The 24,701-nt window shown below is 68.3% G+C and carries 34 protein-coding genes; all 34 read left to right on the top strand.

What is annotated here, in order from left to right; all coding sequences use genetic code 11:
- Positions 1-271: 271 nt before the first annotated feature.
- The 34 genes from ACXJJ3_RS08815 to ACXJJ3_RS08650 all read left to right on the top strand — a co-directional run bounded on the left by ACXJJ3_RS08815 (position 272) and on the right by ACXJJ3_RS08650 (position 24,611).
- Positions 272-1,033: a hypothetical protein gene (locus ACXJJ3_RS08815; protein ID WP_458169472.1), complete on the top strand. Its 762-nt coding sequence runs from the start codon at positions 272-274 to the stop codon at positions 1,031-1,033.
- Between the two features lie 70 nt (positions 1,034-1,103).
- The gene (locus ACXJJ3_RS08810) at positions 1,104-1,388 is read left to right on the top strand and encodes an HNH endonuclease (protein WP_380197313.1); all 285 of its coding nucleotides are present in this window, start codon (positions 1,104-1,106) and stop codon (positions 1,386-1,388) included.
- Between the two features lie 130 nt (positions 1,389-1,518).
- Positions 1,519-2,397 (top strand): glycine-rich domain-containing protein, encoded by an 879-nt coding sequence (locus ACXJJ3_RS08805; RefSeq protein WP_458169471.1) that lies wholly within the window; start codon positions 1,519-1,521, stop codon positions 2,395-2,397.
- 28 nt (positions 2,398-2,425) lie between these two features.
- Positions 2,426-2,716 carry a hypothetical protein gene (locus tag ACXJJ3_RS08800; protein WP_458169470.1) on the top strand — a complete coding sequence of 97 codons (291 nt, stop codon included), beginning with the start codon at positions 2,426-2,428 and terminating at the stop codon, positions 2,714-2,716.
- Positions 2,713-3,405, top strand: a complete 693-nt coding sequence (locus tag ACXJJ3_RS08795) for a hypothetical protein (RefSeq protein WP_458169469.1) — start codon at positions 2,713-2,715, stop codon at positions 3,403-3,405. Before ACXJJ3_RS08800 ends, ACXJJ3_RS08795 begins: the two co-directional genes overlap by 4 nt.
- Positions 3,402-4,439, top strand: coding sequence for a hypothetical protein (locus ACXJJ3_RS08790; RefSeq protein WP_458169468.1), 1,038 nt, complete (start codon positions 3,402-3,404; stop codon positions 4,437-4,439). Before ACXJJ3_RS08795 ends, ACXJJ3_RS08790 begins: the two co-directional genes overlap by 4 nt.
- On the top strand, positions 4,436-5,335 hold the full coding sequence (locus tag ACXJJ3_RS08785) for an ADDT family thymidine hypermodification transferase (protein ID WP_458169467.1): 900 nt from the start codon (positions 4,436-4,438) through the stop codon (positions 5,333-5,335). The genes ACXJJ3_RS08790 and ACXJJ3_RS08785 overlap by 4 nt, the downstream gene beginning before the upstream one ends.
- Positions 5,332-6,456: an aspartyl/asparaginyl beta-hydroxylase domain-containing protein gene (locus ACXJJ3_RS08780; protein WP_458169466.1), complete on the top strand. Its 1,125-nt coding sequence runs from the start codon at positions 5,332-5,334 to the stop codon at positions 6,454-6,456. The genes ACXJJ3_RS08785 and ACXJJ3_RS08780 overlap by 4 nt, the downstream gene beginning before the upstream one ends.
- Positions 6,447-6,992, top strand: coding sequence for a P-loop-containing protein (locus ACXJJ3_RS08775; RefSeq protein ID WP_458169465.1), 546 nt, complete (start codon positions 6,447-6,449; stop codon positions 6,990-6,992). The genes ACXJJ3_RS08780 and ACXJJ3_RS08775 overlap by 10 nt, the downstream gene beginning before the upstream one ends.
- A 147-nt stretch (positions 6,993-7,139) precedes the next feature.
- The gene (locus ACXJJ3_RS08770; RefSeq protein WP_458169464.1) at positions 7,140-7,754 is read left to right on the top strand and encodes a terminase small subunit; all 615 of its coding nucleotides are present in this window, start codon (positions 7,140-7,142) and stop codon (positions 7,752-7,754) included.
- A gap of 1 nt (position 7,755) precedes the next feature.
- Positions 7,756-9,303: a terminase large subunit domain-containing protein gene (locus ACXJJ3_RS08765; protein WP_458169463.1), complete on the top strand. Its 1,548-nt coding sequence runs from the start codon at positions 7,756-7,758 to the stop codon at positions 9,301-9,303.
- A complete protein-coding gene (locus ACXJJ3_RS08760; protein WP_458169462.1) occupies positions 9,303-11,246 on the top strand; it encodes a phage portal protein in 1,944 nt (647 codons plus the stop codon). Before ACXJJ3_RS08765 ends, ACXJJ3_RS08760 begins: the two co-directional genes overlap by 1 nt.
- A gap of 121 nt (positions 11,247-11,367) precedes the next feature.
- Positions 11,368-12,117 carry an HK97 family phage prohead protease gene (locus ACXJJ3_RS08755; protein WP_458169461.1) on the top strand — a complete coding sequence of 250 codons (750 nt, stop codon included), beginning with the start codon at positions 11,368-11,370 and terminating at the stop codon, positions 12,115-12,117.
- Positions 12,118-12,119: 2 nt separating this feature from the next.
- The gene (locus ACXJJ3_RS08750) at positions 12,120-13,352 is read left to right on the top strand and encodes a phage major capsid protein (protein WP_458169460.1); all 1,233 of its coding nucleotides are present in this window, start codon (positions 12,120-12,122) and stop codon (positions 13,350-13,352) included.
- A gap of 69 nt (positions 13,353-13,421) precedes the next feature.
- The gene (locus tag ACXJJ3_RS08745) at positions 13,422-13,583 is read left to right on the top strand and encodes a hypothetical protein (RefSeq protein WP_380197334.1); all 162 of its coding nucleotides are present in this window, start codon (positions 13,422-13,424) and stop codon (positions 13,581-13,583) included.
- 3 nt (positions 13,584-13,586) lie between these two features.
- On the top strand, positions 13,587-14,096 hold the full coding sequence (locus ACXJJ3_RS08740; RefSeq protein ID WP_380197335.1) for a hypothetical protein: 510 nt from the start codon (positions 13,587-13,589) through the stop codon (positions 14,094-14,096).
- On the top strand, positions 14,093-14,425 hold the full coding sequence (locus ACXJJ3_RS08735) for a hypothetical protein (RefSeq protein WP_458169459.1): 333 nt from the start codon (positions 14,093-14,095) through the stop codon (positions 14,423-14,425). Before ACXJJ3_RS08740 ends, ACXJJ3_RS08735 begins: the two co-directional genes overlap by 4 nt.
- The gene (locus ACXJJ3_RS08730; protein ID WP_458169458.1) at positions 14,422-14,637 is read left to right on the top strand and encodes a hypothetical protein; all 216 of its coding nucleotides are present in this window, start codon (positions 14,422-14,424) and stop codon (positions 14,635-14,637) included. Before ACXJJ3_RS08735 ends, ACXJJ3_RS08730 begins: the two co-directional genes overlap by 4 nt.
- Position 14,638: 1 nt before the next feature.
- On the top strand, positions 14,639-14,938 hold the full coding sequence (locus ACXJJ3_RS08725; RefSeq protein ID WP_380197341.1) for a hypothetical protein: 300 nt from the start codon (positions 14,639-14,641) through the stop codon (positions 14,936-14,938).
- 41 nt (positions 14,939-14,979) lie between these two features.
- Positions 14,980-15,333, top strand: coding sequence for a hypothetical protein (locus ACXJJ3_RS08720; RefSeq protein WP_458169457.1), 354 nt, complete (start codon positions 14,980-14,982; stop codon positions 15,331-15,333).
- Between the two features lie 37 nt (positions 15,334-15,370).
- Complete coding sequence (locus tag ACXJJ3_RS08715; protein ID WP_458169456.1) at positions 15,371-15,931, top strand: phage tail tube protein; 561 nt, start codon at positions 15,371-15,373, stop codon at positions 15,929-15,931.
- A 7-nt stretch (positions 15,932-15,938) separates the two neighbouring features.
- Positions 15,939-16,274: a hypothetical protein gene (locus ACXJJ3_RS08710; protein ID WP_458169455.1), complete on the top strand. Its 336-nt coding sequence runs from the start codon at positions 15,939-15,941 to the stop codon at positions 16,272-16,274.
- A 2-nt stretch (positions 16,275-16,276) separates the two neighbouring features.
- Positions 16,277-16,681: a hypothetical protein gene (locus ACXJJ3_RS08705; protein ID WP_458169454.1), complete on the top strand. Its 405-nt coding sequence runs from the start codon at positions 16,277-16,279 to the stop codon at positions 16,679-16,681.
- Positions 16,678-19,248 (top strand): phage tail tape measure protein, encoded by a 2,571-nt coding sequence (locus tag ACXJJ3_RS08700; protein WP_458169453.1) that lies wholly within the window; start codon positions 16,678-16,680, stop codon positions 19,246-19,248. Before ACXJJ3_RS08705 ends, ACXJJ3_RS08700 begins: the two co-directional genes overlap by 4 nt.
- Complete coding sequence (locus tag ACXJJ3_RS08695; RefSeq protein ID WP_458169452.1) at positions 19,248-20,027, top strand: hypothetical protein; 780 nt, start codon at positions 19,248-19,250, stop codon at positions 20,025-20,027. The genes ACXJJ3_RS08700 and ACXJJ3_RS08695 overlap by 1 nt, the downstream gene beginning before the upstream one ends.
- Positions 20,027-21,124 carry a DUF5047 domain-containing protein gene (locus ACXJJ3_RS08690; RefSeq protein WP_458169451.1) on the top strand — a complete coding sequence of 366 codons (1,098 nt, stop codon included), beginning with the start codon at positions 20,027-20,029 and terminating at the stop codon, positions 21,122-21,124. The genes ACXJJ3_RS08695 and ACXJJ3_RS08690 overlap by 1 nt, the downstream gene beginning before the upstream one ends.
- A gap of 2 nt (positions 21,125-21,126) precedes the next feature.
- Positions 21,127-21,360 carry a hypothetical protein gene (locus ACXJJ3_RS08685; RefSeq protein WP_458169450.1) on the top strand — a complete coding sequence of 78 codons (234 nt, stop codon included), beginning with the start codon at positions 21,127-21,129 and terminating at the stop codon, positions 21,358-21,360.
- Positions 21,361-21,475: 115 nt separating this feature from the next.
- A complete protein-coding gene (locus tag ACXJJ3_RS08680) occupies positions 21,476-22,198 on the top strand; it encodes a M15 family metallopeptidase (protein ID WP_458169449.1) in 723 nt (240 codons plus the stop codon).
- A complete protein-coding gene (locus ACXJJ3_RS08675) occupies positions 22,195-22,407 on the top strand; it encodes a hypothetical protein (protein ID WP_458169448.1) in 213 nt (70 codons plus the stop codon). Before ACXJJ3_RS08680 ends, ACXJJ3_RS08675 begins: the two co-directional genes overlap by 4 nt.
- A gap of 2 nt (positions 22,408-22,409) precedes the next feature.
- A complete protein-coding gene (locus ACXJJ3_RS08670; RefSeq protein ID WP_380197363.1) occupies positions 22,410-22,664 on the top strand; it encodes a hypothetical protein in 255 nt (84 codons plus the stop codon).
- Between the two features lie 50 nt (positions 22,665-22,714).
- Positions 22,715-22,837, top strand: a complete 123-nt coding sequence (locus ACXJJ3_RS08665; RefSeq protein WP_458169447.1) for a hypothetical protein — start codon at positions 22,715-22,717, stop codon at positions 22,835-22,837.
- A complete protein-coding gene (locus tag ACXJJ3_RS08660; protein ID WP_380197368.1) occupies positions 22,818-22,970 on the top strand; it encodes a hypothetical protein in 153 nt (50 codons plus the stop codon). Before ACXJJ3_RS08665 ends, ACXJJ3_RS08660 begins: the two co-directional genes overlap by 20 nt.
- Positions 22,967-23,434: a hypothetical protein gene (locus ACXJJ3_RS08655; RefSeq protein ID WP_380197370.1), complete on the top strand. Its 468-nt coding sequence runs from the start codon at positions 22,967-22,969 to the stop codon at positions 23,432-23,434. The genes ACXJJ3_RS08660 and ACXJJ3_RS08655 overlap by 4 nt, the downstream gene beginning before the upstream one ends.
- Positions 23,435-23,615: 181 nt before the next feature.
- On the top strand, positions 23,616-24,611 hold the full coding sequence (locus ACXJJ3_RS08650) for a hypothetical protein (RefSeq protein WP_458169446.1): 996 nt from the start codon (positions 23,616-23,618) through the stop codon (positions 24,609-24,611).
- Positions 24,612-24,701 lie beyond the last annotated feature (90 nt).

Here is a 24,701-nt window from a genome sequence, read left to right as displayed (position 1 = left end):
AACTCGCAGGTCAGACACGGTTCCCGAGGTTGGGAACCGGCCGGGAACCGCAGGGGGTTTTACCCGGTTCCCAGTTCCGCCGCCCTATAGGGCGGAACCGGGGAACCACCCCCCAACCTGTCACCGCGGAAGCGAAGGCCGAGTAGTTCGTAGCCGGCACCAGGACGAGTGCGACGACGCCACGTGTCGTGGATGCCTACCGTGTCCAGAGCTGCACTGCCAGGTGTGCCACCGCGAACACGCCCAGGACACCTGCTCTCGCTGCGTAGCCGTGGCACGGAGCAACCTGGACACCCTGCGCCAGCTCACCGCTCAGCTGCCCGCAGAAGCACACCGAGGCATGCACGCCTGGCGCGGCGGCGACCATCTGCCCGGCGGGGACGCGCTCGTCCTCCTCACCCCAGCAGCCAGCCAGCGCGGCCGGATCGGACAGACCCAACGGCCAACACCAGAGCTACCCAACGACCCCGTACCTCCGCTGGACATGCTGGTGTTCTGGGAGGAGCTCTGGCGCGGCCAGACTGACCAACCCACCGCACTCCGGCCCACACTGGATCGGGTCGCGGACTACCTGGACGCACAACTCCACCGCATTGCGATGACCCGGATCTTCCCCCACCTGTCCAAGGACCTTGCCCAGGTGGTGCACCAGGTCGAGAACGTGCTGCATGACGGGGTACGGCCTGAGGTGTCGCGAGTCCCGTGCTGGGAGTGCGGCGCGCGGTTGGTGAAGGTGTACGCCCGCCAGGCGCAGTACGACCACTGGGAATGTCCACGCTGCCACGAGGCGTACGACCAGGGCCGGTACGAGCGAGCCAAGTACGACCACCTGGCGAGCGAGGGAGCGGACCGGTACGTGCCCGTGAGCGAGGCGGTAGCCGCGACGGGTCGGCCTGAACAGACGGTACGTACGTGGATGAGGACTGGCGCGGTGGACAGTCAGCGCCACCCGGCCACGGGTCGGCTGATGGTGTGGTGGCCGGACGTACGGCACCAGCACCTTGCCAAGGGCAACAGGCGCAGGGCTTCGTGATGAGTCGCGCAGTGTGCTTACATAGGAGCTGCGCGGTTCTGCCTGCCCGGATTCCCTTACAGGAAAGGGCATGACGGGATCAGCGGGCCGTGCGGGACGCAGGTGGTTACGGCTCGTTGCTGAGGTCAGAGCCCGGCGCGGAACCTGCTGCCGCTGTGGACAGCGCATTGACTACCGGCTCGCGTACCCGGACCCGAACAGCTTCAGCGTGGATCACTTCCCGTATCCGCTGAGCACCCACCCTCACCTTGCTGAGGACCCTGCCAACCTGGCCCCCGCCCACCTGCACTGCAACAAGGCTGCGGGCAACAGGCGACCTCTGCCGAATCTCGGCAACACATCAGAGCAGTGGTGAGCAAGCACATCACGCACCACCCGTAGGGGCGTCGCGATCGCAGGAGCTCCGAGCCCAGGGTGACTCCCCGGTGAGTCAACCATCCCCCCCTCGTGGGGCCCACCCCCCGATCCCGAGCGGAGGTTGACCGTTGCCCAACACACCCATGCAGGGGTTCCCGTACCCGGCCCTGTCGGACGCTGCGAACGGGCCGGTGGCCTTCCAGAACCTCGCACAGGCCGTAGAGAAGCGCGTTGTCATGGTGTACGCGGACGCCGCATCGCGTACCGCAGCCGTGCCCGCGCCGACCGCAGGCATGCTGTCGTTCCTCACCACCACAGGCGTGTTCGAGTGGTACACCGGTACCGCGTGGGTCGCCTTGCGACCGTTGACGAACTCGACCTTCACCCAGTCGATTGCCGGTTCCGCGAACTTCGTCAAGCCGACCGGCCCGGCCGCGCGGCTACACATCGTGGAGCTGTGGGGGCCGGGCGGGGCTGGGGGTGGCTGCGTCGGAGCTGGCTCCGGTACCGCAGAAGGCGGGGGCGGGGGAGCTGGCGGGTACGTCCGGCGCGTCTACGCCGACTCCGAACTGTCCGCCTCCGAGCCGTTCCTGATCGGAGCTGGCGGTACCGGCGTGTCCGGCAACAACGGCAACCCGGGTAGCGCTTCGTCCACCTTCAAGGCCCTGACGGCTGGTGCTGGCGCGGGTGGCTCGGTCATGACCTCAGGCACCACTGACGCCGGAGCCAACGGTGGCCAAGGTGGTGCCGGGTCCGGCGGACAGCTCAACGCCCAAGGCAGCGACGGAGGCAAGGGCCGCCGGTTGGGCAGCACCTGCCTCTTTGCGAACCACGGTGGCGCGGCACCAGTTGGCGGAGGAGCCGTGATGTTCCCCAACTTCGGGGCCGGTGCCGGGACCGCAGGCAACAGCCCTGGCGGAGGCGGATCGGGTGGCTTCGCCTCTACCGCGAACGTCGCCGGTGGCGCAGGTGCCCCCGGCAAGATCCTCGTCACCTCCCTCTACTGAACCGCCCTTCAACGAAGGAGATACCGCCATGTCGTTACTCGACCAGGCACAGCTTGCCCGCTTCGAAGGCTTCGCCGACCGCGTGCTCGTTGCAGCCATGCAGGCCGCTGCAGACGTTGCAGCCGAGGCCCCGAGCGGCGACCAGCGCAGAGACAGCCTGCGCAAGACACTCGCGACCAACGTGCTCAACGACCCGGAGGGCTACCACGTGCGGTTCGCGTGGGCAGTAGCCCGCAACGTCGCGATCACCTTCGAGTCCACGGACAGCGACATTCAGTTCACCGTCAACTCGATGTGGGACGGGATGGCTGGGGTATGAGCCAGATCCCCGAATCCCTTGCGGAGCTGGCGGTACCGGTCGCTGACCTGTCGCCGTACAACGGTAACCCGCGCCGGGGCAACGTCGACCTGATCAAGGAGTCCCTGCAGACGCACGGCCAGTACCGGCCGATCGTGGCCCGGCGTGACACCGGCGTGGTACTAGCCGGGAACCACACGCTGTACGCCGCGAAGGAGCTGGGCTGGGAGTCCGTCGCGGTCACCTACGTGGACGTTGACGACGAGCAGGCCGCGCGGATCGTCCTCATGGACAACCGGGCCGCCGACTCCGGTAGCTACGACCAGGACGCACTGCTGGCGATCCTGAAGGAGCTGGAGGCCACGGAGGCAGGGCTGTCAGGGTCCGGCTACCTGGACGACGACCTAGACGACCTGCTCGCGGCACTGTCGGAGAACCCTCCAGCCGTCGCCGCCGGCACCGACAGCTCCGAGCACGAGAACGCCTGGGAGTCCACGGATCTCAAGGAGTACGCCGAGCGGTACGAGGAGCAGGGCCGCCGGTTGATCGTCCTCGACTACGACCGGACCGCCTACGCACAGGTCACCGCCTGCATGGACCAGCTCCGCGCCCAGTACGGCCAGGAGTCCAACTCCGCTGCCGTCCTGGCGCACCTGGCCGAGCTGTACCCGGCCGCTGCGGCTGACGCTGAGGAGCCGATCGGAGCATGATCTCCCGCATCCCGGTACCCCGGGTGCGGACCGCCGAGGAAGCCACAGAGCTGGTCGGAAGCAAGGTCCCCACCTACGAGCCCACGTTTCGTGGACCGGCCCTGTTCCTGGACGCCGACACCGGCGAGCCGGTCATGGGTCACCTGCCCATGACAGACCTCGACAGGTTCCGGTCGGTCATCCTCGGCATCGAGTGGGGCGGCAGCACCGACAACTACCGGGCCGCCAGCGGGAACCGCAACAAGTCGTGGACGTTCGGCTACCGGCCCCGCAAGCCGATGATGCGCAACGAAGGCTGCGTGCTGTCCAGCTTCGGCCGGGACAACCCGGCCGCCCACGCCTACCTGGCGCACTACGCCGACGTACTGGCCCGCCAGCTCGGTGGCGTGTTCCCGGAGATCGAGATCATGGGCCGCGACGTCATCCAGCAGGTTCTGCCTGACTGGCGTCTGTCCGACGACAGCCTGTGGACCTCCGGCGTGATCAACAAGGAGTCGTCCCTGCCGTACCACCGCGACGGCAACAACTTCGACGCCTGGTCGGTGATGCCGGTGGTCCGGCGCGGAGTACGCGGCGGACACCTGCACGTGCCTGAGTACGACATGGTGGTCCCGTGCCGCGACGGGTACTCGGTGATGTTCTTCGGGAAGAAGCTCGTCCACGGAGTCACGCCGATGGTCAAGACGACGCCGGACGCCTACCGGATCTCGGTCGTGTACTACGCACTCCGCGGCCTGAAGGACTGCCACACGTTCGCGGAGGAGACCGCGCGGGCCGCCGTGAAGCGCACCGAACGCGAGGCCGCGTTGGGCCGCAAGGCCGCTGACCCCAACGACCCCGGCCCGGAACGGGTGCTGAACCGCGACTCTCGGCCAGCCGAGGGTGGCGCGGCACGCTTCGGGTCCGGCAGGAATGCCGGTCGCGGCCGGGCCATGACCTACGACGAGCCCCGGCCGGGCGACCGCGACGAGTCGCAGCCGCGCGGCGGGGGAGAGCCGAAGGCCGTACGGCCGGGACGCTGGCGGTCGATGTGAGAGACGAAGCGTCCCTGTCCGACCTGGCCACGTTCGCCCACCTGGAGTGGGTCAGCCGCGACGTGGAGCCGTGGGCCGACCTGATCACCGAGCTGCACCGGTCCGGCGCGCTCGACACCGAGGCCGCGCTGTGGGTGCTCTACCTCTACAACGCCTATGACGACTTCGGTTCCGCGTGGACCGCGTACGCCCGCTGGCCGACACCACGAGCGTGGGCGACCGCGCCGGACCGGACCGACGCCGCAGACCTGCCGATCATGACCGAGCGCCGCAACCTGTACGCCGGGAAGATGCTGCTCCGGCACGCCTCCTACACCGGGTACGTCGGCACCGGAACCCAAGCGGAGTGGCTGTCCAGTGCCCTGGACGGGCCGGACCGCGAACGCAACTGGAACCGCATGCTGGCGTTCACGCGACAGGTGTGGGGCGTCGGCCGGCAAGCCTCGTTCGAGTGGACCGAGTTCATCTCGAAGGTGCTCGACTGGCCGCTGGACGCGCCGGACGGCTGCCTGTGGGAGTCCAGCGGGCCACGCGAATCCCTGCAACGGCTGTACGGCAACCCGACCCCGACCCGAGGCTGGCTGGAGCACCACGCCGAGGTCTGCCGCGCCGAGCTGTACGCCGCTGGCGTCGAGCTCAAGTGGGTGGACTTCGAGACCGTCATCTGTGACTTCAACGTCATGCGGAAGGGCCGCTACTACGTCGGTCAGCACCTGGCCGCGCTGCGCGCCGAGATCCTGTCCGCCCCGGCCGACGACAGGCCGACGCTGGAAGCTGCCTGGAACGTCGCAATCCCCGCCCCCTGGTCCGGCATAGCCCCGGGCGTGGACAAGGCGCTGAGAGGCGCGTACCGGCGCACTGGAGCCATTCTCGACCCCTGTAGGGACGCTGCATGACCATGACCATGACCCTGGACCACCGCACCGAGACCGCTCGGGAGACCGCTCGCTTCCTCCAGGGCTACGCCAAGCAGTACGCCGCTGGCGCGTTCGCCACCCCGACCGCCAAGGAGCTGGCAGCCAACCCCGAGATGGTCCGCGACTGGCGCTACGGCGACCACCGCACGGTCGGCATCGCGAAGCGACTCACCCGCGACAGCAGGCGCAAGGACTTCACCGGCCGCGAGTTCACGCTGGCCAAGGGAGCAAGCGTCGTCACTCACCTGGCCCGGACCCCGGGCGCACCCGTCCCGAGCTTCGACCGGTTCGACTACGTGATGGGCTACGTCGAGGATGCCGAGCTGGCAGCCGGACTCGCCGCGCAGGGCCGCCCGATCAAGTGCTGGCGCATCACCGCCGCGTCCGAGGTGATCGCGGTGTGGTCCCGGCCCGGCGACGTGGACGGCGTGGCGGCGGCAGACTTGCAGACCGTTACGACGCTGCCAACCTTCCAGGCCCGCGAGCTGTACCGCGACACGATCCTGTCCGAGGTCGCGGCTGTGAACCAGTGGCACGACGACTTCCCGTACTACAGCGACGGCACGTGGTCGGCGGTCAGCCTGCGCGGGTTCAAGCGTGATGATCCGCGGTGGGGCATCAAGCCGTCCGAAATGCCACGCTCGTGGCAATCGGAGCACCCCGAGGCCATGCGCTACAGCTGTCAGTGGACGACGCTCGCGGACCAGACCCCGATCATCCAGGACCTGGTGGAGTCCGTGGACTGGTGGCAAAAACTCGAGCGGGTCCGACTGCTCCGCATGGCCGGACGCGGCGGCAAGGGCGGCAAGCTCGGCCGCCACACCGACATCACCGACCGCAACGCGGGCACCCGCGATGGCCAGATCGTCCGGTTCCACATCCCGCTGATCACGGACCCACGCATCGTCATGCACTCGTGGGACCTGACCGGCCGGGAACGGGCCACACACCTCCAGCCGTGGCGCTGCTACTACCTGGACGCACGGAAGCCGCACGCGGTCACGAACCCCACCGGAGTGGACCGGGTGCACCTGGTCGTCGACGTTGTGAGCGACGAGACCGTACGGCGCCACATCGCCGCGTCGGACCCGTGCGACTGATCTACCTCGTCGGGCCGCCGGGGTCCGGGAAGTCGACCCTGATGGGTGCCCTGATCCCGTCGAACTGGCTGCGCGTGTTCCGCGACGACCAGCGGATGCCCCGCACCGAGCTGTTCCACGCCGACCAGCTCGTCGGAGCTGAGCTCGGCCGGCATCGGGAGTCGTTCAGCGGAACCGACGCGCTCGCCATGAACATCCATCCGGTTGCGTGCCGGTGGATCGCCGCTGCCCACCACCCAGTGGTGTTCGGGGAAGGGCAGCGTCTCGGAACGCGCGGATTCGTCACGTCCGCGCTCGAAGCCGGGCGGACCGTTGACCTGGTCTGGCTCGACCCACCGGAGGAGGTCTGCCGGTCCCGCCGCGAGGCACGGGGCTCGCGGCAGTCACCGCAGTGGGTCCGGGCCGCCACCACCCGGGCCGCCCGGCTGGCCGAGACCGTCAGCGAACTGCCCGGAGTGCGCCTCCACCGCATCAACGACCACGGGTCCACGCAGGACATAGCCCAACGGCTCCGGGTTGCCCTGGAGCTGCCGTGACCGAGCACGTCTACCTGTCCACGAGCTGCCTGCACGGGCAACACGATCACTGCCTCTCGACCTCCGGGCCGGACGGCCCGAAGGTCCCGGGCCAGTGCAAGTGGTGCCCCGCGATGTGCGTCTGCGACTGCCACCAGGAGGTGACCCGTGAAGAAGCTGACCGGTGATGCCGAGCTGGCGCAGAAGGTGCTCAACCTCCGGCGGGGTGGCCTGCACTTCGACGTGATCGCGGACCAGCTCAACCTGACGATCCCGACCGCCCGAGCCCTGTTCGACCAGGCGATGGGCGAGCACGACCCGGAGTTCCAGCGGACGCTGGAGACCGACCGGCTGGACCGGCTGCACGCCAGCCTGTGGTCGCGTGCGGTCAAGGGCGAGCTGGACGCCGTGGACCGGGTACTTCGGATCAGCGAGCGCCGCGAGCGCGTGGCCGCCGTACCGAAGGTCAACGAGCACTCGCTCCGCAACGCGTTCGACCAGTCCGCGTCCACGTCGGCCGAGCTGAACCCTGGCTGGGATGCCGCGCTGGTCGAGGCCGGACGCAAGATCGCTGACCGAGTGGACGAAGCGGTGGCGACCGGCGAGGGCCAGGAGGTCACCAAGGCCCTGTACCTGATCCCGCACCTGAACAACGTGCTGCGGGAGATGCTGGCGACCCCGGCGAGCCGGGCCGCTACGGCTGACAAGACGCCACCACCGCCACGGACCGAGGGCAAGCTGGCCCAGCTCCGGGCGATCCAAGGCGCCCGCAAGTCGAGCTGACGTGACGCTGTACGGCTGTGAGGAGCCACGGATCTTCACGCCGCCGCTGCGTGAGCTGACCCCGGAGACCTCGCTCGGCTTCAGCGTCATCGCCTTCGCAGAAGGTGTGCTGGAGATGGACCTCATGCCGTGGCAGCGGTGGCTTCTGATCCACATGCTTGAGCTGCTGCCAGACGGCTCGCTCCGGTTCCGTACCTGTGTCGTCCTCATCGCAAGGCAGAACGGCAAATCCACGCTGTCGCAGGTCATCGCGCTGTGGTTCATGTTCGTGTACGGCAGCCCGCTGATCATCGGCACGGCGCAGGATCTGGACGTTGCAGAGGAGATCTGGCAAGGCGCGGTGGACCTCGTTGAGGAGACACCGGAGCTGGACGAGCTGAAGCAGCACGTGATCCGGGTCAACGGCAAGAAGTCGCTCGTGCTCACGTCCGGCGAGCGCTACAAGGTGAAGGCAGCCAACCGGCGCGCTGGTCGCGGACTGTCCGGCGACGTGGTGCTTCTGGACGAGCTGCGCGAGCACCAGTCGTGGGACGCCTGGGGAGCCATCACCAAAACCACCATGGCCCGAGCGTTCGCGCTCATCCTTGCCATGAGCAACGCGGGCGACAGCACGTCCATCGTGCTGCGGTACCTGCGCAAGCTGGCCCACCTGGCGCTCGGTGACCCGGACGGCATCAACTCCGACGACGAGGAGATCCGGCCGGACGAGGACGGCATGGAGCTGGACGCCGAAGACGACTCGCTCGGGATCTTCGAGTGGTCGGCCCCGCCCGGGGCCGCGCTGCGCGACCCGGCCGCGTGGGCGCAGGCCAACCCGGCACTCGGCCACACGATCACCGAACGGACCATCAAGTCGGCCGCACGGACCGACCCGGAGTGGATCTTCCGCACCGAGGTGCTGTGCCAGTGGTCCGAAGGGACGCTGGAAGGCCCGTTCCCGCCTGGAGCGTGGGAAGCCAGCGCCGACCCCGACAGCTCCCGGGCCCCCGGCGCGCTGATCGCACTGTGCGTGGACGTGTCATGGGACCGCAGCACGGCTTACGTCGGGCTGGCGTCGGTCCGACCGGATGGGCTGTACCACGTCGAGCTGATCGCACGCCGGGCCGGTACGGACTGGCTGGCTGACTGGCTCACCTCCCCGGAGCGGGCAGCTGAGGTCAGGGGAGCGCCAGTCGCGGTACAGCACCGCGGTGCCCCCAGCTCAAGCCTCATCGGACCGCTGACCGACGCCGGGATTCGCGTGGTCGAGTGGGACGGAGCTGACCTAGGCATTGCGGCCGGCACTTTCTACGACCGCGTTCGAGCAGCCATCGGAGAAGGGGACGCGGCAGTCGGCCTGCGCCACCGCGACCAGCCAGCACTCAACCTCGCCGCAGCCACCGCATCTACACGCCCCGTAGGCGATTCGTGGGTCTGGGACCGGCGCGGATCGCCCACCGACGCAAGCCCGCTGGTCGCAGTGACCGGCGCGCTGTGGTGCCTGACCGGCGGCATGCCCGAGCCCGCGCCGACCAGTGCCTACGAAGCCGCGAGATTGGAGGTCTTCTGATGGGTCTGTTCGACCGGTTCCGGCGAACTCAGACAGTCACCTCCTGGCCTCCGAACTGGGGCGACTGGTACGGCTCCTGGCGGCTGTCCAACGAGCAGGTCGAGCACATCCTCCACATGTCTCCGGCGGAGATGTGGCGTACGCAGCCGTACCTGCGGACGGTGGTCAACTTCCTCGCCCGCAACATCGCACAACTCGGGCTGCAAGCCTTCCAGCGCGTGGACGACGTGGACCGCAAGCGCATCCACGACGGCGTCGGCAGGATCGTCCGGCGACCCAACCAGGCCACCACCACATACGAGCTGATCTATGGCCTGGTGGCCGATCTCGCCTTGTACGACCGGGCGTACTGGCTGACCAGCGACGACCCGGCGCAGCCGCTGTCGCGGCTGCCGGTCCCGTGGGTGACGCCTTGGGGCGGTGACGCGCTCGGTCCGGCGACGTACCGGGTCGCGTCCAACGATCGCGGCAACTGGGTGGACATTCCGGCCGATCAGGTGATCCCGTTCCACGGCTGGTCGCCGGACTCGCTGGCCCTGGGCAGCTCACCGATCAGCGCACTGCGCGAGATCCTGTCCGAGCAGGTGCAGGCGTCGCGGTACCGCGAGTCGGTGTGGCAGCGCGGCGGCAAGGTCGGTGCGGTACTTACCCGCCCGGCCGGTGCCCCGCAGTGGAGCGACGAGGCCCGCAAGCAGTTCAAGTCCGACTGGGAATCCAAGTTCACCGGGAACGGGCCGGGTGTCGGCGGTACGCCGCTGCTCGAAGACGGCATGTCCCTGGGCCGGGTGGACTTCTCGGCCCACGAGATGGAGTTCATCGAGGGGGCCCGGCTGGCGCTCAACACCGTCGCGTCGGTGTACCACATCAACCCTACGATGATCGGCCTGCTCGACAACGCCAACTACAGCAACGTTCGCGAGTTCCGCCGGATGCTGTACGGCGACACCCTGGGCCCGATCATCGCCCAGATCGAGGACCGCATCAACGCCTTCCTCGTGCCCCGCTTCGACTCCCGGACCGATGTGTACCTGGAGTTCAACATCGAGGAGAAGTTGCAGGGCAGCTTCGAGGAGCAGACGCAGGCGCTCCAGTCGTCGGTGGGCCGCCCGTGGATGACGGCGAACGAGGCTCGTGGCCTGCGCAACATGCCTGCGATCCCTGACGGAGATGGGCTTGTCACCCCGCTCAACGTCCTGGTCGGCGGGCAGGCGAACCCACGCGACACGGCACCGAACAACCCGAGCAACTCGGTGCCGGCCGCCGCCTCCCGCCAGCTCCGCAGGGGAAACCTGGTGCTGCTGAAGGCTGCGGTGACCGAACGCCAGGCCGAGCTAGTGGCCGGGGTACTGCGCCGGTTCTTCGCACGCCAGCAGTCGGCCGACAAGTACGGCCGAGGTGGCGAGTGGGACGAGGAGCGCTGGAACCGCGAGCTGGCCGATGACCTGCACCGGGTCGCGCTGTCCGTGTCCGCCACCCTCGGCAAGGCCGAGGCCCTGGCGCTCGGCTTCAGCGAGGACGACTACGACCCGGACGCGACCGTGAACTTCCTTCAGGCTGTCATGGCGCAGCGGGCCGAGAACATCAACACCACCACCCGCGACCAGATCGAAGCCGCAGTGCTCGACCCCGAGGGCGACCCGGCGAACGTCTACAAGACCGCGCTGGACAGCCGAGCGGCCGGGATCGCGATCGGCCTGGCTACATGGCTGGCCGGATTCGCCAGCCAGGAGGCAGCCGGGCAGATCGCCCGCACCAACAACGTCGAGCCCACCAAGACATGGGTGACCGGCTCGAACGCGCGGCCGGAGCACTCCCGCATGAACGGTGAGACGGTCGCGATGGACGACAAGTTCTCCAACGGCCTGATGTGGCCCGGAGACGCCGACGGCGACGTGGATGACGTTGCCGGATGCAACTGCGCGTTGCAGATCAATCTCCTCTGACTCCCCCTGCCTGGGGCTGCCACGACCCGAGGGCTGCCCCTCACACCCCCCAGCAGGCCCCAAGTCACCAGGGCCCCCGGGCGGGGGGACTCCACCTTGATGCCCGCAAGGAGGGCTGCACATGCCTGAGTTGAAGACCCTGCCTGCCCGCGTCAAGGCAGCGAACACCACTGACGACGGAGTGGTGGAAGCACTAGTCGCGACCTACGACGTGGACAGCATCGGTGACCGGATTCTGCCGGGCGCGTTCTCGAAGTCCCTTCAGGAGTGGGCCGACAGCGGGAACACCATCCCGTTCATCTGGTCGCACCTGCACGACGACCTGGACGCCTACATCGGTGAGGTCACCGAGGCCAAGGAGACCGACGAAGGTCTGTGGGTCAAGGCCCAGATCGACATGGAGGACCCCAAGGCCGCCAAGGCTTTCAAGCTCATCAAGGGCGGCCGGGTCCGGCAGTACTCGTTCGCCTACGACGTACCGGACGGGGGAGCCGCGCCGGACGAGGAAGGCCCCGGGGAGACCGCGCTCAAGGAGCTGAACCTCTACGAGGTCGGGCCGACGCTCATCGGGATGAATCAGAACACCCGGACCTTGGTTGCCAAGCGCAACGAGGGGGCCGGTGGGAAGGCGGGCCGCGTGCTGTCCGCCAAGAACGAGACCGACCTGCGGGACGCCGTGAACCTCATCTCCGGCGTGCTCAAGCAGCTCGACTCGACCAGCAGTGACACCAGTCAGGAGAAGACCAGCGACGCCGGTCCGACCACGGCCAAGGAGCCCGAAGGGGCCACGGCCAAGGAGTCCAGCCGCGCCACGTCCGTCACGACCCTGGCAGCCGAATTCGACCTCATCGAACTGGAAGGAGGCGTGTAGCCATGCCTACTGCATCCCTTGCAGAGCAGCGTTCCGCCGCCATCAAGGCTGCCCGAGACCTCATCGAGGCAGCGAAGACCGACAACCGCGAGCTGACCACGGACGAGCTGAAGTCCGTTCAGGAGCAGAAGACCAAGGTCGGCGAGCTGGACAAGCAGATCGCCGGGAAGTCCCTCGTGGACAGCGTCATGCAGCTCGACGCGTCCGAGGGCGAGCGCAAGGACGACGACAAAGACACCCCGGCCAAGAGCCTGGGCGAGCACTTCGCCAAGTCGCTCAAGGGCGACACCCTGGCCCGGCTCAAGTCGATCAGCGGATACACGGTATCCAGCCCGGAGTTCGTGCCCAGCAAGGCGAACACCGACCCACAGGTGACCACCGGAGCCGTGTTCGGCCCGCTGCTCACCACCGTAGACCGGACCATCGTCCGGGCTTACCGGCCGGGGCCGGTCGTGGCCGACCTGCTCGGCTCCGGGTCCATCTCCGGCAACGCGATCTCGTACTTCATCGAAGGCGCGGTCGAGGGCGGATTCGCCACGGTCGGTGAGACCGGCCAGAAGCCGCAGATGCACTTCACGGACCCGACCACTCGCACCGACGCGCTGAAGAAGATCGCCGCGTGGTGGGACATGTCGGACGAGATGACCGAAGACCTCGACTTCTTCGTGTCTGAGATCAACAACCGGGGCATGTACCTGCTCGGCATGTTCGAGGAGGCGCAGCTCCTCAACGGGAACGGCACCGGGACCAACGTTCTCGGCCTGCTCAACCGCTCCGGCATCCAGACCGAGGTGTCGGCGGCCGGTGGCGGCGACGACGCCGACGCACTGTTCCGGGCGATGACGAAGGTCCAGACCGCCACGGGTCTCGCGGCGGACGGCATCGTGATCAACCCGATGGACTACCAGCGGCTGCGGCTGTCGCGGGACGCGAACAACCAGTACTTCGGCGGCGGGTACTTCCAGGGCGAGTACGGCAACGGGAGCGTGCTCCAGCAGCCTCCGCTGTGGGGACTGCGCACCGTCGTCACGAGCGCTGTCGCGGCCGGCACTGCACTCGTCGGAGCGTTCAACCAGGCCGGGACCGTGTACCGCAAGGGCGGTGTCCGGGTCGAGTCCACGAACTCCGACCAGGGCAAGTTCACCAGCAACATCGTCACGACCCGCGTCGAAGAGCGTCTGGCGCTCGCGGTCCGCATCCCGTCGGCCGTCGTGAAGGTCACCTTCACCGCGTAGTCCTCAGCCCGGGGCAGCCGACCCCTGCCTGGTTGCCCCGGGCCCCTATCCGCTGAAGGAGAAACCGCCATGGCTGAAGAGAAGCTGACCGAGTACACCGTGACCATCAACGGCATCGAGCACACGATGCTGCTGTCGGAGACCGACGCCGAGAAGTACGGCGACGCGGCCAAGAAGGCTGGCGCTGCCACGAAGAAGGCGACCGCTCCGGCGAACAAGAGCGCGAGCTGACCCATGCCGCTGAGCCAGGCCGACGCGACCGCGCGTGCCGAGGCAGAGGTCCGGGCGTACTGCGGGTGGCACATCGCCCCCCAGCGCGAGGACACGCTGACCCTCGACGGCCCGGGTGGACCGCTGCTGGTGCTGCCGTCCCTCCACGTCGTCTCGGTTGCCTCCGTGGCCGAGAACGGCACGGAACTGGACCCCGAGGGGTACGCCTGGTCGGCGGCCGGGGTCCTGCGGCGCACCAGCAGCGCCACTTCCTGGCACGGCTGGAACTGCGGCTGGACAGATGACTTCCGTGGGCTCGTGGTCACGCTCACCCACGGATACGAGTCCATGCCCCTGGACGTGCAGACGGTCATTGACCGGCTCGCGTCCAGGAGCGTGGACGACCCGTCGCAGTACAGCCAGGTTGGACAGGTGGCGTACGCCACCGGCGCGGACGGCCTGCCGGTGTCGGGATCGCTCACGGCGCTGGACCGGCTGGTGCTCGATCGCTACAAGATCCCGCCGAGGCCATGAGTCTCGGGCCGCACACCATTGCCGTGGTCCGGCCGGGCAGCAAGCCTGCCGACTACGGCACCGGCACGCAGCCGGACTGGGACAACGCGGAGACCACCGCCGTCATCGGTTGCTCGGTGCAACCGACCCCGGCCCCGCTGGACACCGTGGACCGCGACGCGTGGCAGACCCGGTGGACCGTCTGGGCCCCGATCGCCACCGACGTACAGGCGACCGACCGCGTGCTGTGGGACGGCGACACCTACGACGTGGACGGCGAGGTGCAGCGCTGGCAGTTCGGCTCACTGGCCCACGCCGTCATCAACCTCCGAAGGAGCACCGACGCATGAAGCTGTACGACGTTGACGGCTCTGACCGTCCGCTGATGCTCACCGCGGAGCACGCGGAACTGCTCGGAGCCACGGAACACGAGCCGGTGTCGATGCCGGCCGCGACCGCGAGGAAGTCGGAATGGGTGGCGTTCGCTGTTGCGAGCGGTGCCGATCCGGCCGTGGCTGATGCCACCTTGAAGGCCGAGCTGATCGAGCAGTACGGGGCCTGACATGGCCATCAGCAGCATCGTCTTCGAGCTCAACCGGGCCGGGGTGGGCGACCTGCTGAAGTCCGCCGGGATGCAGCAGGTGCTCAACCGCAAGGCCGCTGCGGTCGCGTCCGCCGCTCGCGGTGCCGCTCCACTCGTGGAGGGCGAGCCGGGTAAGCGCAAGCTGCCCATTACCGTCCGCCAGGCGCCAACGTCCACCCGAGCCAGGGCGATCGTTGAGGCCGACCACCCGGCCGCGCTGCGGGTCGAGGCCAAGCACCGGCTGCTCGTGGGCGCGCTCGGTGCCGCCCGGGGTAGCTGATGCTCCCGGTTGCGCCGTACGCGGACGCAGAGGCAGCAGCGGTGGACTTTCTGGCCCCGCTCCTGGCTGAGTACGCCCCCGGCGTGCCGATCGGCGTACGGGGCGGTGGAGGCCGGTTCGTGCGCGTCCGGCGCGTCGGCGGCATCGAGCTGACCCCGAACCACGACCAGCCATGGCTGGACGTGCTCGTGTGGCACGACAGCGACCGGACGCGCATGGCGCTGGCGAACCAGCTCTGGGCCTGGTTGCGCGCGGCAAACAACGACCCCGCCGGGACGGGCGCGGTCGTCCTCTACGGCTCCACCGTGCTCGGTCCGCGCCAGATGCCGGACCCCGCCGACGACACCAAGTCGATCTGCATGTTCACGGTCGAGCTGATCGTCCGGCCCGCGTAATTCCGCGCGGAATCCCCACCACCGAAGGAGAAAACCCATGACTCTCGTGTCTGGGCAGGTGCGCGTCGCCGGGACCGGCGAGCTGTTCCTTGCCCCCGTGGGCACCACCCTGCCGACCGCCGCGTCGGGCACGCTGGACCCGGCCTTCAATGGCTACGGGTACACGACCGACGACGGCGTAACGCTCGGCAAGTCGATCAGCCGCGACGGCGTGGCCGCGTGGCAGTCCGCGACCCCGGTGCGGAACATCATCACCGCGCAGGAGCTGACGGTGGCGCTGACGCTGCTCCAGTCCAACGCGGACAACCTGAAGCTCTGGCTCCAGTCCGGCGACTTCGCCAGCGACGGAGGCACCGGCTTCCGCGCCGACGTGCCGGTGGACCCGGTAGGGCTCCAGTTCGCCATGGTGCTGGAGTGGAAGGACGTGGCGATCACGTCCCGGCTCCTCGCGGCGAAGGTCGAGGTCACCGAGACCGGTGACGTGACCGTGGCCCGTCAGGCGCAGGCGTTCCCGGTCACCCTGTCGGCGCTGCCGCCCGACAGCGGCTCCGTCCTGGCGAGCTGGCTGACCTCCGACGCCGCGTTCGCGGCTGCGTAGGTCTGACATGCCGGTCACGGAGGAGACCGCCTTCAGCTTCGACGACCTGCCCAGCATCACCCGGCCGCAGGACCGTCATCAGCCAGAACCGAACCTGCAACGGGTGGAGGCCAGGGACCTGCCCATCACCTTCGAGTGGGACGGCGAGAAGTGGACCTTCAAGCCGTCCGACGCGACAGGGCTCGAGTTTCTGGCTGCGCTGGAGGACGAACAGATCATCAAGGCGCTGCGGCTGCTGCTCGGCAACGAGCAGGCCGCGCGTCTCATCAAGGGCCGCAAGCTCCGCGACCTGGCCGAGTTCTTCAACGCAGCCGGTCAGGCGGGTGGTACGGGAAACCTCTAGCGGTGCTGGCTCTGCTCCGCGAGCACGGAGACGTGATCGAGGCAGATCTCCAGCACCACTACGGGGTTGCGCTGACCGGTGTGTGGACCGGGCAGCTCACGCTGCGGAGGCTGCGCGTACTGCTTGAGCACCTGCCGCCGGACAGCGCCACCGCCTACGCCGTGGCGGGAACGGACCCGGGACCACTCCGCGGCTGGACCCTGACCGACGCGCTCGTGGGCCGACTGCTGGACGAGATGGCGTCGTACCGCTGGCAGTGGGAGATGGCCCACCAGTCCAAGGGCAACCGTCGCCGCGCACCCGAGTCGGTGCTGCCGAAGCTCTCGACGGTCGCGGCCGGCACCGACACCCCAGTCGTGTCGCCCCACTCGCTTGGCGGATTCATCAACTTCGAGGAGGCTGAGTGAGCACCGAAGTCGGCTCCGCGTACGTCAGCCTCATCCCGTCCGCCCGGGGCTTCGCGAGCAAGATGCAGTCCGAGCTGGCCGGGGACGTCACCAAGGCAGGTAAGCAGCTCGGTGACGACCTGGGCCAGGGGATCGGGGACCGGGCCGGTACGCAGGCTGGCGAGGGCACGAAGAAGGGCCTGATCGGTCGGCTCGGCGCGGGCAAGGCGCTGATCGGTGGGGCCGGTCTCGCGGTCGGTGCTGCGCTCGTGAAGGGCATGGGCGACGCGCTCCAGCAGGACCAGCTCAACGCCAAGCTGTCGGCGCAGCTCGGCCTGACACAGCAGGAGTCAGCGAAGGTCGGTGCGGCGGCCGGGAAGCTGTTCGGGTCCGGCTACGGCACCGGCATCGAGCAGGTCAACGAAGGCATCGCGTCAGTCATCCAGAACATCGACGGGATGCGCGGCGCGGGCCAGGACACGTTGCAGCGCATCTCCGGCAAGGTCGTCAGCACCGCGAACATCTTCGACCAGGATCTCGGCGGCGTGACCCGCGCGGTGTCGCAGTTGATGCGCACCGGGCTGGCGAAGAACGCCGACCAGGCGCTGGACATCATCACCAAGGGCTTGCAGTCCGGCGCGGACAAGTCGGGCGACTTCCTGGACACCCTGAACGAGTACTCGACGCAATTCCGCAAGATCGGGATCGACGGCACGACCGCGACCGGCCTTCTGTCGCAGGGATTGAAAGGTGGCGCGCGGGACGCCGACCTGGTCGCTGACGCGCTCAAGGAGTTCAGCATCCGGGCCGTGGACGGCTCGACCACCACAGCCGCAGGCTTCAAGCAGCTCGGGCTGGACGCCAAGTCCATGTCCGAGCAGATCGCCAAGGGCGGAAAGCCCGCCTCGCAAGGGCTACAGACCGTGCTCGACAAGCTGCGCGCGATCAAGGACCCGGTGAAGCAGAGCCAGGCCGCCGTGGCGCTGTTCGGTACGCAGGCCGAAGACCTCGGGAAGGCCCTGTTCGCGCTGGACCCGTCCACCGCCGCCAAGGGACTCGGGCAGGTCGCGGGCGCGGCGGACGCGGCCAACAAGGCGTTCAACAACACGCCAACGCAGGTGCTCCAGACCTTCGTACGCCAGCTCCAGCAGGGGTTGGTGACCGTCCTGGCCAAGGCAGTGATCCCCGGCATCAAGGCACTGCTGCCGCTGCTGTCCGGGATGGGCGACCTGTTCAGCAAGGCGTCCGGCCCGGTGTCCACCTTCGCTGGCCAGGTCGGTACCGCGCTAGGCCCGCTGGCAGCAGCCTTCACGGGCAAGGTGCTCCCGGCCGTCCAGCAGCTCGTCGGCTACTTCGTCGGCAAGCTGATCCCGATCTACCGGCAGGTCTACGGCGTCATCCAGACCAACGTGATGCCGATCCTGGCGTCCTTCGCGAGCTTCATAGGGACCAAGCTTGTCCCTGCGGTCGTGGCGATCTACAGCAAGATCGCGACGAACCTGAAGCCGGTGCTGGACGCCTTCTACGGCGTGATCCAGAAGAACGTCGTACCGGCAGTCGCGCTGATCACGCAGAAGTTCCGCGACTGGCAGCCGACCATCCAGAAGATCATTTCCGTCGTAGTGCTGGTGATCGGCAAGGTTGTCGAGTTCTCGACGGCGCTCGCCGGAAAGGTGTTGCCGGTAGCAATCAAATTCGCTGGCTGGCTGATCACGGTCCTGGTCAAGAACCTGATCACGACCGTCCAGACGGTCGCGAAGGTGATCAAGTCCATCGCTGACTTCGCGGTCGGCTGCTACAACGCAGGCGTCTCGGTGGTCAACTTCGCCAAGGGCGTGATCAAGTGGATCGGCTCCCTCGGCCAAACCTGGACGAAGATCTGGGGGCAGGCCAAGGCAACCGTGACCTCGGTGATCAACTCCGCCAAGTCCACCGCGATCAACGGTGTCCAGGCAGTGGTTAACTTCTTCTCCGGAATCCCCGGCAAACTCGTTGCCCAGGTCAAGAACTTCGCAGCGGCCGGGAAGAAGCTGGCCGACAACGCGGTGGCCGGAATCCGTTCAAACATTGGCGGTGCGGCCTCGGCGGTGACCTCAGCGATCTCCGGAATCCCGGGCAAGATCGCTGGCTACGCCAAGGGTTTCGCGAACGCGGGACGCGGCCTGATCAGCAACTTCGTCTCCGGGATGAAGGGGGCCGGAAAGCTGGTCTCCGATATCGCGGGCAACGTGTGGTCCGCCGTACGGGGCCTGCTGAACTCCGCGATCGGCAAGATCAATGCCGCGCTGTCGTTCAAGATCCCGATCCCGGGCGGCTCGATCAGCATCAACCCGCCCGATATCCCCTACCTGGCAGGAGGAGCGCGCGCCACCGCTGGCACGCTGGCCGTGATCGGTGAGGGCCGCGAACCGGAAACGGTACTGCCGGATTCCATGCTCCGAGGTCTTCTGGAGCGGACGGCTGCCGCCGCTACGCCGAACATCCGCGTATTCATCGGCAACACCGAACTGACCGACATTGTGCGCGTGCAGGTGGACAGCGCCCAGACGCAGCAGGCGCGCCAGCTCGTTGACGGGCGGAGGTTGTAGTGGCTGACACGCTCACCGCGACACTATTCCCGGCAACCACCCGAGCCAGCGTCTCGCTGTCGTGGACCTCGACGCCGGTGCCGGCCACCGCGACCATTCAGCGCGTCAACGGTGACGGGACGATCGTGCCAGTCCGCGGTGCCGATCCCGCCACACTCGTGGCGGGAGCATGGGTCGGGGACGACTACGAAGCACCGCTGGATTCGCCGTTCTACTACCAGGCGACGAGCACCGACCGGCCCGGCGTCACCATCACGTCCCCGACCTACACCATGGACTCCGGCGGCAAGACCTGGCTGAAGCACCCCGGCCGCCCATTCTTGAACACCGTGGTCGAGGTGGCCTCCGGGCCGGACCTCACCCGCCCGGTAGCGCAAGGCGTGTTCGAGGTGCTGGGCCGGTCGCGTCCCATCGCGGTCACCATGATGCGGGGCAGCGAGCGCGGAGAGATCGTGCTGAACACCCACACCGATGCGGACCGGGTGGCGATCATCGGCCTGCTGGAGGACGGGGAGCCGCTATTCCTGTCCACCCCGGCCGGGTACGGCATGGGCTCGGTCTACGTGGCCGTAGGAGAGGTCGCGGAGCGCCGGTTGACCCACATCGGCAGCACCGCTGACCGGCAGTTCACCCTGCCGTTCACGGTCGTCGACCGACCGCCCGGTACCGCACTGGCCCTCGGCAACTCGTGGTCCGACGTGCTCGGCGCGTACGCGAGCTGGTCACAGCTCCTCGCGTCGGAGGGCACGTGGACCGGGGTGCTTCAGGGCGTGGGCTGATGTACCCCGCCAGCACCCAGTTCATGGACGCGCTGCGCCGCAGCCACGTCGTGACGCTCCAGGTGGACGCCTACCGAGGCGCGACCCTGCTGCAAGCTGATCTGCCCATCTCCGGTGGCTCCGTGTCCGTAGACGGTGGCTCGCAGATCCGGCGCACCCTGTCGGTGACTGTGGCCGACCCCGATCTGGACCCGAAGGTGGACCCGCAGGCGGTGCTGGCCCCCTTCGGGTCCGACCTCGTGGTGAAGCGAGGCATCCGCTACCCCAACGGCACCACCGAATGGGTGCCGCTCGGCCGGTTCCGGATCGAGGACGTACAGGCGACCATCGCCCAGAACGGCATCTCCGTCACGGGATCGGACCGAGCCGCGACCGTCAAGGATCTGCGGTTCACCGCGATCACGCAGGCCAACACGTCCAACACCGTCGTACAGGAGATCACCCGGCTGATCCAGGAGGCCCTGCCGGGCGTGGGCGTAACGGACTACACCGGGGCCACTGCCGCCACGCCATCCGTGTACTGGGAGCGGGAGCGCTGGGAGGCGATCGAGCAGCTCGGCCAGGCGATCGGCGCCGACGTGTACTTCGACCCGGCCGGCAACGGCATCATCGCTCCGGCCCCGACCGTCACGAACACGCCAGCCTGGTGGGTAGACGCCGGGGAACTCGGCGTCATGGTGGACGGGTCGCGGGAGACCAGCCGCGAGACCGTCTACAACGGCGTGGTCGCGTCGGGTGAGTCCGATGGTGATATCCCGCCCGTCACCGCGACCGTGTGGGACAGCAACCCAGCCAGCCCGACCTACTACCTCGGCACCTTTGGCAAGAAGCCGTTCTTCTACGTCAGCCCGCTGCTGACGACGACCGCGCAGTGTGTCAGCGCGGCCACATCGATGCTCGGCCGGGTGACTGGGCTGGTCCGTCAGCTCGACCTGTCGTGCGTGCCGAACCCTGCGCTCGAGTCCGGCGACGTGATCCGGGTCAGGTTCCCGGACGGTTCCACGGAGACCCACCTCGTGGACAGCTTCACCGTGCCACTCGACCCCGGCACCGCGATGTCCCTCAAGACCCGTTCCCCCGAACCCGCCACGGAGTGATCATGCGTGCTCTTGATGCGCTGTACCAGCTCATCGCCCCCATCCCCAACGCAGTCCGTCTACGGACCGCGAAGGTGGAGGGCTTCACCTCCAGCTCGGCCACGATCAACCTGGCCGGTGGCTCGGTGTCCGGCGTCAGCTACCTGGCGAGCTATGCCCCGGCCGTGGGGCACACGGTGCTGGTCGCGCAGACAAACGCCGGGGTGCTCGTGATCTTGGGACGCGCAGCGCCGTGAGGCCCTGGCTTGGCCTACTGCTGTACCTGCTCAACTCCCTCGGCTGGCTGGCGCTCGGCTACCTGCTGGGACGGCTGGCGCGAGGCACGCACCGCCGACCGAAACGGAGGAACTGATGGCGACGTACGGCCGGGCCGCGTACGGCTCGAACCCGCTGGCCGGAGCCAGCCGCAACAACGCAGCCGACCGGGGCTGGGGCCCGGGGTGGCCGAACGCCCAGGAGTCCAAGATGCTCACCGTCACGGGGGGTGGTGTGAAGGTACGGGTACGCCGCGAGGTAGGGCCGCTCGTGCAGGTGCTCCTGAACTTGACGGTGCGGCTCGGCTACATCCTGAAGCCGGACGCCTGCTGGGGATTCGCGAACCGCCCGATCCGTGGCACTCGCACCGCGTCGAACCACTCGTGGGGCCTGGCGGTGGATCTGAACTCTGAGGACAACCCCATGGGGTCCACGTTCGTCAGCACGATCCCGCCGGGCGTCGTGCACTCCTGGGAGGCGTGCGGCTTCTACTGGGGCGGCCGGTATGCCAACCGCCCCGATTCCATGCATTTCGAGTACGTGCGCCGTCCGGCGGACGTACTGGCCGACCTGGCGCGGGCAGAGAAGCTGCTCACCCCTGCCACCGGCATCACCTCAGACACCAAGACGCCGACCAAGGAGGACGACGACATGACCATCCAGGAGCTTGAGGACTACATGGCCCGCCTGTGGAGCGCCAAGGGCTCGGTAGGTGCCGCACGCGCTCAAGACCGGGCGTGGCAGCAGGCCGTGCTCAACGAGTCGAAGGCGCAGACCGCAGCACTCAAGGACATTGCGACAGCCCTGAAGGCGAAGTGATCTTCAAGCGGGAACCTGCACTGGTGCTGGGGGTCGTGCAGGCGATCGCGGCCCTGGCAGTCAGCTTCGGCTTCGGTCTCTCCGCGGAGCAGACCGGCGCGATCCTGGCCGTGTCCGCTGCGGTACTGGCGCTGGTGACCCGCAGCCAGGTCACGCCGACGAGCAAGACCGCCACCTCCGATGGGGAGATGCCGGCCGAAACGGAGTAGCGATGGACACCACCCCGATCCTGGCGCAGTACGGCGCACTCGGGGTGATGGTGGTGTTCTCCGGGATCATCATCCGCGTGCTGTTCGCCCGCACCACCGAGGCGTACGAGCGAGAACGCGAGCGGGCCGACCGCATGGAGCAAGAGGTCCAGAGGCTCAACGCAGTCATCCAGGAGAAGGCGCTCCCGATCCTGCACGAGGCCACACGGGCGATCTCGGAGGCCCTGCACGAGCAGCAACGACGGAGGGACCGCTGATGCCGGACACCCCGACCAAGGAGGACGTTGCGCGGGCCAAGGAGCTGCTGGTGAGCAGTCAGTACCTGCGCGAGGACTTGCTTGAGGCCGTGGGAAAGCTGGACTCCTACATCGAACAGCTACGCGCGGTCGTCCCGCCGGGGGAGGCGTCCCATGACGGACCGCGTTCCTGAACTGCCACGGCAGCTCATCACCGACACCGCTGACCTGATGATCACGCTGGATCAGACCGTGGCGAACCTGCGGGCGTTCACAGAGAAGTTGCGCGCGGCAACCGAGCAGTCGCGCCAGGAAGGAGCGTCGTGACCGATCCGGAGCTTGCCGACCAGGCCGACGCGTTGGCGCGGGCAGTTGACCAACTGTCCACGTCCGTGGACAACCTGGCCGCGAGCCAACGACGAGTGAAGCACGCCGTAGCCGGCATCGTGGCCACGCTGGCACTCGTGGTCGCTCTGGGCGTCGTCCTGGCCTTCGTGGCGAGCGATGCGCGACGCGCCAGCCAGCGCGCCGAGGAGGCCAACAGCCTGTCGGAGCGCAACGCGCAGGCCGCCAAGGTCACCTGCGAGTCCAGCAACGAAGCCCGGCGCGTGTCCCGCCAGCTCTGGACCTACGTGTTGGACGTGACGACCAAAGGCCAGCAGCTGACGGCCGAACAGCTCCGGCAGGTGCGCACCTTCCGGGCGTACCTGGCGACGGTGTACGCCGACCGGGACTGCTCGTCGCCCGGCCCGACGCCGGTGCGGCCCGGCACGGCCAGCCCCTCGCGATAGGGAGAGGTCTCCATGACACGACCCCGGCTTCGGCCGGGGTCGCTTTCTCGTTGCCCATAAGGAGATTCGCGGTGTTACCGAGGTAACAAGTTCGAGGTAGACGGAGCGGAACGGCCTGCCTATCGTCGAGGTCGAGCGGGGCCCGACGGGGGCCCGGCCGAACCAGAGGAGCGAACCTCAGATGAACACCACCACCAAGGTCACCAAGCTCACCGACCACCAGTCCGCCGCGCTGACGAAGGGCGTCACCGACAACAAGCTGGTAGCCGAGGTCACCAAGACCACGGTCACCTTCCCGGGCGACGCGAGCCGGGCGGCCAGCGCGGTCCGCACCTACCAGGAGGTCTTGGCTGCGCAGTTCGGCCGCAAGGGCGGCGACTACCAGGCGCTGCACGCCGTGGCCCGCAAGCTGGAGGAGGGCAAGGAGATCGAGGTCAGCGAGGGCCCGGCCGACGAGCCCCCCGCGCCGAAGCTGGAACTGGTTGCCGACAGCACCAACCCGGAGAGCCTGGTCAAGATCCCCGGCTTGAACCTGGAGGTGCCCGCCAACCCCAAGGACGTGTTCGGCAAGTCCATCGGCCAGGCGGTGACCGAGGAGCGAGCCCGCCGGACCGCGATGCAGGCCGCCGAGGCGGCGCTGAAAGCGGCCGGGTACGAGAAGGTCGCGGACCGGCCCGCCTGGGGTACCGCCGAGGTCCACGGCCTGAAGGACGGGGACGTGTTCCTGTTCTACGGCACGAACCCGGCTGAGCTGAAGAAGGAGCCGACCGTCCGCAAGTACAACGCCAAGCGGATCGGTGGCGCGGACGTCGAGTTCTGGGCCAGCAAGTCCGAGACCAAGCCCGAGAAGGCTGCTCCGGCCAAGAAGGACGCCCCGGCCAAGAAGGCGGCCGGTGTCCGCGCCATCCCGACCGAGGCCGCCAACAAGACCCGGCAGGACTGGATCGTCTCGAACGGTGGGCTGGACGCCTACAAGAAGCAGTACAACTCGGGGTGGGACAACGCCACCTACGGCACCGGCCAGAAGAAGGCCGAGTCGGGCGAGGCTGGCGCGGCCTACATGGACGGCTACACCGACCGCCAGGCCAACCCCGGCAAGGACGGCATCAAGAACAAGTGGGCCGCGCTCCGGTCCACCACCGCACCGGTGAAGGCGGTAGCCCCCGCGAAGAAGTGACGTCGAGAGATGGCGTGTCAGCCAGGGCCGACGAGGCCCTGGCTGGCGCGCTGCACCTCGCAGCACCTACGAGGCCCCTCGCTGCTGCGA

This window comes from Kribbella sp. WER1, from assembly GCF_054189145.1.
This window is presented reverse-complemented; position numbering and strand designations above follow the sequence as displayed.